Source organism: Pseudoalteromonas sp. TB25 (assembly GCF_000497995.1).
GTDB classification, from domain to species: domain Bacteria; phylum Pseudomonadota; class Gammaproteobacteria; order Enterobacterales; family Alteromonadaceae; genus Pseudoalteromonas; species Pseudoalteromonas distincta.
The window spans coordinates 1-7,798 of record NZ_AUTI01000285.1 but is presented as its reverse complement, the minus strand read 5'-3'; the positions used below and the strand labels follow the sequence as shown (position 1 = coordinate 7,798).

The following is a 7,798-nucleotide window of genomic DNA, read 5'->3' as shown; positions in this document are numbered from 1 at the left end:
CCGCCACTCCCGCACACAAGGTAGTTATTTTAAACTCTTCATTGAGCAACAAAAAATATGGTGGCTAAGACGGGATTTGAACCTGTGACCCCATCATTATGAGTGATGTGCTCTAACCAGCTGAGCTACTTAGCCATCTTTTTTTGTTAGCACTTCATCGCTGAGTGCGGGGCGTATTATGCTGATATGACCCAAATTCGTCAACACCTTTTTTGCAAAAAAACACTTAACTGTGTTTGTTTGCAGGAAAATTAAGCTAAGCGGCTAAATTTTAATAAAAATGATGATTTTTTGAGTGCAATTCACATACAAAATTTGTCGCTAAATAAAAAAGCAAAAACCAATAGTTTGAAGCTGTTTGATTATTCAACAAATTATTACGCTCTGGTTAAATCTTAACATTAATTTGTTTAAGAGGTACTTATTATTGAGGTTTGATCTTCTGCGCAGTGTGTTTTTTTAGATTAAACGTAGGCATTTAGGTTGGGGCTATATCAATTTTATAAGTTTATAACGTTGGAGGTACAAAAAAGGCTCGTAAAAACGAGCCTTTAAAATTATTACCAATACTAATTCGGTTTCATTTAACTTATACGTTGAACAAGAAGTTCATTACATCGCCGTCTTTAACAATGTACTCTTTACCTTCTTGACGCATCTTACCTGCTTCTTTTGCGCCGCTTTCACCTTTAAAGGCAACAAAGTCGTCAAAAGCAATCGTTTGCGCACGAATAAAGCCACGCTCGAAGTCGGTATGGATTTTACCCGCTGCTTGTGGCGCTGTTGCACCTACAGGGATTGTCCATGCACGCACTTCTTTAACACCCGCAGTGAAATAAGTTTGTAATTGTAGTAATTCATAACCACCACGAATAACAAGATTAAGGCCGGGCTCTTCTAAGCCAAGATCAGCCATAAACTCAAGCTTGTCTTCGTCATCTAATTCTGAAAGCTCAGATTCGATAGCAGCACATACAGGAACAACAATCGCATCTTCTGCTGCAGCAATAGCGCGTACACGGTCAAGGTATGGATTATTTTCAAAACCATCTTCAGCAACGTTTGCAATATACATAGTTGGTTTAATAGTTAAGAAGTTGATAGAGCTGATTGCTGCTTTTTCTTCTTTAGTTAATGCTAAAGCGCGTAAAGTTAAGCCTTCATCAAGATGCACTTTTACTTTTTCAAGTACGGCATTTTGCTCTTTGGCGTCTTTATCACCACCTTTTGCTTTTTTTGCGTTACGGAAAAGGGCTTTTTCAGCGCTATCCATATCAGCAAGTACTAACTCAGTGTTGATTACGTCAATATCGTCAGCAGGGTCAATAGTGCCTGCTACGTGTATGATGTTTTCATCTTCAAAACAGCGAACTACGTGGCCAATTGCATCGGTTTCACGAATGTTAGCTAAAAACTGGTTACCAAGGCCTTCACCTTTAGATGCGCCCTTTACCAAGCCAGCAATGTCTACAAATTCCATACTAGTGGTAAGAACTCGTTGAGGATTAACAATTTTAGCAAGTTCGTCTAGACGAGGATCTGGCACAGGTACCACACCTGTATTAGGCTCAATGGTACAAAAAGGAAAGTTAGCGGCTTCAATACCCGCTTTAGTTAGTGCATTGAAAAGCGTTGATTTACCTACGTTAGGCAAGCCAACGATGCCACATTTAAAACCCATAGTAAGATACCTTGTTTAGAATTCGTTTAAACGGTGTACTTGGACCCAAGTTACTAGGGTTTAAACGAATGTAGTCTGTTTTGTGCTTTTAACACACCATCTTTTGCAAGTATTTCCATGCAACGAACTGCTTCATCAACAGCAGCATCCATTTTTTCTTGGTCTTCTTTGGCCGCTTTTCCAAGCACCCAACCAGTTACCATTTCACGATGCCCCGGATGACCTACACCAATGCGCAAGCGCATAAAGTCTTTTTGATTTGCCATTTTTGCAATAATGTCTTTTAAACCATTATGACCGCCATGCCCGCCACCTTTTTTTAATTTGGCAACGCCTGGGTCTAAATCCAATTCGTCATGGGCAACTAAAATGTCCTCGACAGGGATTTTGAAAAAATTAGCTAAACTACTGACCGCTTTACCACTTAAATTCATGTAAGTAGTGGGGATCAATAATTTGAATTCTTGGCCTTGAATGATCACTTTGCCTGTAAGGCCGTGATATTTAGGATCGTGTTTTAGAGTGCAGTTATAGCGTGCAGCGATTTGCTCGATGAACCAAGCACCTGCATTGTGGCGTGTGTTTGCGTATTCGGGGCCTGGATTAGCCAGGCCCACAAGCATTTGAATAGAATTCAAGGTTGCGAGACCTTAAATATTATTCTGCTGCTGCAGCGTCGTCTTCAACTGGAGCTGCTTTGTTTGCTTTGATAGTCAGGATAGACTGATCATGGCCTTCGCCTTTAGCTAAATCTACAGAGCTAACGCCTTTAGGGAAAGTTAGGTCAGAGATATGAACTGAATCGCCAACAACAAACTTAGAAACATCTACTTCAATGAATTCTGGAAGTGCTTTTGGAAGACACGTAATTTCAACTTCAGTTAACTGGTGAACAACAGTTGCGCCAGCTTTAGTTACAATCTCTTCACCGATGAAGTGTAGAGGAACTTTAGTTTGAAATTTATGAGTAGCATCTACACGTTGGAAATCAAGGTGAGTAAGCTTAGGCTTGAATGGGTGACGTTGGATATCTTTTAAGATTACTTCAACAGCTTCGCCATCAACGTTAAGCGTAAGGATATGCGTGTAGAAACCTTCGTCTTCTTGAGCTTTGATCATATCTTTATGAGCAAAAGTAAGAGATAAAGCTTCTTTATCAGCTCCGTAAAGGATTGCAGGAACTTTGTCTTCGCGACGTAGGCGGCGGCTCGCACCAGTACCAGTTTCTACGCGAAGTTCAGCGTTATACGTATAAGTTTTGTTAGACATGATGTCTCCAGTTATTTAAATGTGTAGGGCCTTTGCGACCAAGGTCCCTAGCCAAAAGGCGCGCTATCATACCACCACGCCCAGATAAAATAAACATCGCTTACAAAAAAAGCGCCAAAAGGCGCTTTTATATTCAGGAATGTTTAATTTTAGTGTTCAAACATCGCTGAGATAGATTCTTCGTTACTAATACGACGAATAGTCTCTGCTAACATGTCAGCAAGCGTAAGTACCTTAACTTTATCAAGGGCTTTAAGCTCATCAGATAGCGGAATTGAGTCAGTTACAATTACTTCATCAATCATTGAGTCACGTAAGTTTTCGGCTGCTTTACCTGAAAGGATAGGGTGTGTTGCGTATGCAAATACACGCTTAGCGCCATGTTCTTTAAGTGCTTCTGCGGCTTTACACAATGTACCACCGGTATCAATCATATCATCTACGATAATACAATCACGACCTTCAACGTCACCAATAATGTGCATTACTTGAGAAACATTTGCTTGAGGGCGACGTTTATCAATGATTGCTAAATCGGTATCGTTTAGTAGTTTTGCAATTGCACGAGCACGTACAACACCACCAATATCTGGAGATACAACAACGACGTCTTCAAAGTCGCGTTCTTTCATATCTTCAAGTAATACAGGGCTGCCAAATACGTTATCTACAGGTACATCAAAGAAGCCTTGGATTTGTTCAGCGTGTAAATCAACCGTAAGAACACGGTCAACACCAACACTTGATAAGAAATCTGCAACAACTTTAGCGGTAATTGGAACACGAGCAGAACGTACACGACGGTCTTGGCGCGCATAACCAAAATAAGGAATGACGGCAGTAATACGACCTGCAGATGCACGACGTAGAGCATCAACCATAACGATAAGTTCCATCAGGTTATCGTTTGTAGGGGCACAGGTTGATTGCAAGATAAAAACGTCCGAGCCACGAACATTTTCATTTATTTGAACACTGATCTCACCGTCGCTAAAACGGCCAACAACAGCATCGCCTAATTCAATATATAAACGTTTTGCAACTTTTTGAGCTAACTCAGGTGTTGCGTTACCAGCGAAGAGCTTCATGTCAGGCACGGTAGGGTTCCTCAGGCACTGAATATTTGGACTAACGGGCAATGATAAATTTCACTGCGGGTTAACTTATGATTACTTGTACGTTACTTCATTGATCGAATATGGCGGNTATGAGCAGGTGAGACATTTGCGCTTGAAGCCACAAAACCCTGCCAAGTATGGGGGAGATTTTCAAGTACATCTTGTGCTTGAACTTGGCTAGCAAATTCGACAAAACAACATGAACCTGTTCCGGTCATCTTCGACGGTGCGTATTTTAGCAACCACTGGAGGGTTTTTTCAACCTCGGGGCAAAGCTTTTTAACTAAAGGCTCACAATCGTTGGTCAAAGTATGGTGTTTCCAGTCGCCTATTATTTTTGGTGTGTCGCGTTTTAAATCTGGATGTGTAAATATTTTTGCGGTACTTACATGTTGGTTAGGGTGTACAACGCAGTACCATTTTTGTTCAAGTGTTACGTGGTGTAGTTTTTCACCAATACCGTGCGCTATGGCGCTTTGACCTTGTATGAACACTGGAACATCTGCCCCTAACTTGAGCCCTAGTTGAGCTAGTGTTTCTAAATTTAGTGCCAATTTCCATAACTTATTTAGGGCTAATAAAGTACTCGCTGCGTCAGATGAACCTCCTCCAACACCGCCCCCCATCGGCAAGCGCTTAATTAAATTTATTTTTACACCCAAAGAGGTTTTACAGTGTGTTTGTAATAATAAAGCAGCTTTATAGATGAGATTATCATTTAGAGGGATGTCTTTAGTATCACCACCGACAGAAATACTCCCATCTGTTGTTAACTCAAAATGCAGCTCATCACCAAAATTTAAAAAAGTAAATAAGGTTTCAAGTTCATGATAGCCATCTTCTCGGCGAGCATTAATATGTAAAAATAAATTGAGTTTTGCCGGAGCAATAAGTGAAAAAGAGGTTTTGTTATTCATACTTATTTAAACTGCCAATCGTATAGTTGAATTTTAATTTTTATTTGTTGGTGCTTTAACGTCAGTTTAGTAGGTAACCAGTAACCTGCGTTTTGTACATAGGCGCCATAATCTATTTGCCATTTTTTGCCTGTATTATCAAACCATAATACTTGCTTTGCACGCCCAAGCTCATCAACAATTAAACTTTCATCGTCAATAGTGCCTTTAAGCCAGTTATCGGCATTATCAACCGGTAGTGTAAAACCCGTTAATCGTTTTAAAAGCTCTGCAGCGTTAGTATCAAAGTATTGTTCACCGTCAAACTCTAATTCAGCACCGTTAGCTGTTTGTTTAAGCGACAAAATACGAGTACCAATAAAAGTAGTCAGTATTAAATTATTGGAATTTGTTGTTTGCTGCCAATTTAAGTTTGCAGATTGACGCTCTTCTGGGCTAATAAATGCAAGTTTACCTTCTACTTGCCAAGTTTTTTGAGCAGCTAAACGTGGTTTCCAATCATCATAAAGTGTTGTTTTTGTATCAATTTGATGAGCACAGCCACCTAAAAACAAAAAAAACATGAATAAAATCAAATATTGTCGAATCAAATGTTGTTCCTTACTTTCCATATTCCGCTGATTTTTGGTAAAATTACCGCCTTTGAAGTAGGGCTCAGCAATATTTGGCAAATATGACCATAATAGCACTAGGTATAAATCACAAAACCGCATCCGTAGAATTACGTGAAAAAGTGGCTTTTTCGCCTGAGCAAATTTCAGAGGCGTTGCAACAATTAAGTGGCCATGCCGACTTTAATGAAGCGGTTATTGTGTCTACCTGCAATCGAACCGAGATCTATTGTAGCCTCGCTCAGCAAAATTCCCAAACACTGTTGAGCTGGCTTGCCAGTTTCCATGGTTTGGATGAACATGAACTGAGCAAAAACACTTATTGCTACGAAGATAACGATGCTATTAATCACTTAATGCGCGTGGCGTGTGGGTTGGATTCTTTGGTGTTGGGCGAACCGCAAATTTTGGGGCAAATAAAACAATCGTTTTTTAGTGCTAAAAACCACGATGCAGTAGGTGTTACGTTTGATAGGTTGTTTCAAAAAACATTTTCAGTAGCGAAACAAGTTAGAACTGAAACCGATATTGGCGCAAGTGCTGTATCGGTAGCGTTTGCTGCAGTTAACTTGGCAAAGCATATTTATGGCAAGCTTGATAAGACCAATGTGTTATTAATTGGCGCAGGTGAAACCATTGAATTGGTTGCTAAACATTTATACCAAAATGAGCCTCAAAATATCACTGTTGCAAATAGAACTATTGAGCGAGCTCGTAACTTAGCTGATGAAGTGTCGGCAGATGTGATTGCTTTGGCGCAATTGCCTGAGCGTTTGCATAAAGCCGATATAGTGATTAGTTCTACAGCCAGCACTTTGCCTATTATTGGTAAAGGGGTGGTTGAGCAGGCGCTAAAGCAGCGACGTCACAAACCTATGCTATTTATAGATATAGCGGTTCCGCGTGATATAGAAAGCCAAGTTGGGGAGCTAGATGCTGCCTATTTATATTCCGTTGATGACTTACAAACCATTGTAAGCGAGAATATGGCAGCGCGCGAGCAAGCTGCACAGCAAGCGCAAATAATTATTACTGAACGCACCAAAGAATTTGCAATGTGGATGCGTTCACTCGATTCGGTAGATTTAATCCGCCATTATCGAAACGATGTACAAACAATTAAGTCTGAACTTGTAGAGCGTGCTGTTAGTCAGCTCAATACAGGTAAAGATGCAGAAAAAATTATATTAGAGCTCGCCAATAAATTAACCAATCGCTTAATGCACGCGCCTACCCGTGCAATACAAGATGCAGCGAAAAAAGGTGAAGTGGCGCAGCTAAACCAGTTGAAAAAAATGTTAGGTATTGATCAGGAATAACCGTTAAATGAAAGAGTCTGTTTATAATAAATTAGAAACCTTAGTAGAGCGTTACGAAGAAGTACAAGCGCTGCTAAGCGACCCGTCGGTCATTAGTGATCAAAACCGTTTTCGTGCGCTTTCAAAAGAGTATTCTGAGCTTGAAGAGATTGTAAAAACGTTTTTAAACTATAAAGAAACGCAAGACGATTTAGCCAGTGCAGAAGAAATGCTTAAAGATTCTGACCCTGAAATGCGTGAAATGGCGCAAGAAGAATATAAAGAAGCAAAAGCACAAATACTAGTGATTGAAGATCAAATTCAAGTATTAATGTTGCCAAAAGATCCGCGAGATAACAACAACGTTTTTGTTGAAGTACGTGCAGGGACGGGCGGCGATGAAGCGGCTATTTTTGCTGGTGACTTATTTCGTATGTACAGCCGCTACGCAGAAAATAAAAAATGGAAAGTAGAAGTTGTAAGCACCAATGAAGGTGAGCATGGCGGTTACAAAGAAGTTATTGCAAATATCAGTGGCGAAGGCGTTTACGGTCAATTAAAGTTTGAATCAGGTGTACACCGCGTACAACGTGTGCCAGAGACTGAATCACAAGGTCGTGTTCATACCTCTGCGTGTACTGTTGCGGTTATGGCAGAAGTACCAGAAGCTGAAGCGATACAAATTAATACAGCAGATTTAAAAGTTGATACATTTCGTGCATCAGGCGCAGGTGGTCAGCATGTAAATAAAACTGATTCTGCTATTCGACTTACACATATACCTACCGGTGTTGTGGTGGAGTGTCAGGATCAGCGTTCGCAACATAAAAACCGCGCTAAAGCGATGTCAGTACTTGCAGCTCGACTGCAACAAGCTGAAGATGAAAAACGCCATGCGGCAGAA

General features: G+C 40.5%; 8 protein-coding genes and 1 tRNA gene. 2 read left to right on the top strand and 7 right to left on the bottom strand.

Annotation, left to right across the window (positions count from 1 at the left end):
- Positions 1 to 58: 58 nt before the first annotated feature.
- The 7 genes from L652_RS0109910 to lolB all read right to left on the bottom strand — a co-directional run bounded on the left by L652_RS0109910 (position 59) and on the right by lolB (position 5,575).
- Positions 59 to 135, bottom strand: a tRNA-Met gene (locus L652_RS0109910).
- A 454-nt stretch (positions 136 to 589) separates the two neighbouring features.
- Positions 590 to 1,681: a redox-regulated ATPase YchF gene (gene ychF, locus L652_RS0109905; protein WP_002958547.1), complete on the bottom strand. Its 1,092-nt coding sequence runs from the start codon at positions 1,679 to 1,681 to the stop codon at positions 590 to 592.
- Between the two features lie 53 nt (positions 1,682 to 1,734).
- Complete coding sequence (gene pth / locus L652_RS0109900; RefSeq protein ID WP_002958548.1) at positions 1,735 to 2,319, bottom strand: aminoacyl-tRNA hydrolase; 585 nt, start codon at positions 2,317 to 2,319, stop codon at positions 1,735 to 1,737.
- A 19-nt stretch (positions 2,320 to 2,338) separates the two neighbouring features.
- Complete coding sequence (locus tag L652_RS0109895) at positions 2,339 to 2,950, bottom strand: 50S ribosomal protein L25/general stress protein Ctc (RefSeq protein WP_002958549.1); 612 nt, start codon at positions 2,948 to 2,950, stop codon at positions 2,339 to 2,341.
- A 149-nt stretch (positions 2,951 to 3,099) separates the two neighbouring features.
- Entirely contained in the window at positions 3,100 to 4,047 is a 948-nt protein-coding gene (locus L652_RS0109890) for a ribose-phosphate pyrophosphokinase (RefSeq protein WP_002958550.1), read from the bottom strand.
- Between the two features lie 83 nt (positions 4,048 to 4,130).
- Positions 4,131 to 4,985, bottom strand: a complete 855-nt coding sequence (ispE, locus tag L652_RS0109885; RefSeq protein ID WP_029770253.1) for a 4-(cytidine 5'-diphospho)-2-C-methyl-D-erythritol kinase — start codon at positions 4,983 to 4,985, stop codon at positions 4,131 to 4,133.
- A gap of 2 nt (positions 4,986 to 4,987) precedes the next feature.
- Complete coding sequence (gene lolB / locus L652_RS0109880; RefSeq protein WP_024594739.1) at positions 4,988 to 5,575, bottom strand: lipoprotein insertase outer membrane protein LolB; 588 nt, start codon at positions 5,573 to 5,575, stop codon at positions 4,988 to 4,990.
- 83 nt (positions 5,576 to 5,658) lie between these two features.
- Between lolB and hemA the strand changes: the two genes are divergently transcribed.
- Together hemA and prfA are read left to right on the top strand one after the other, a co-directional pair.
- Complete coding sequence (gene hemA / locus L652_RS0109875; protein WP_024594740.1) at positions 5,659 to 6,915, top strand: glutamyl-tRNA reductase; 1,257 nt, start codon at positions 5,659 to 5,661, stop codon at positions 6,913 to 6,915.
- A gap of 7 nt (positions 6,916 to 6,922) precedes the next feature.
- Positions 6,923 to 7,798, top strand: an 876-nt coding sequence (gene prfA, locus L652_RS0109870; RefSeq protein ID WP_024603433.1) for a peptide chain release factor 1, incomplete at its 3' end; no start/stop codon positions are given.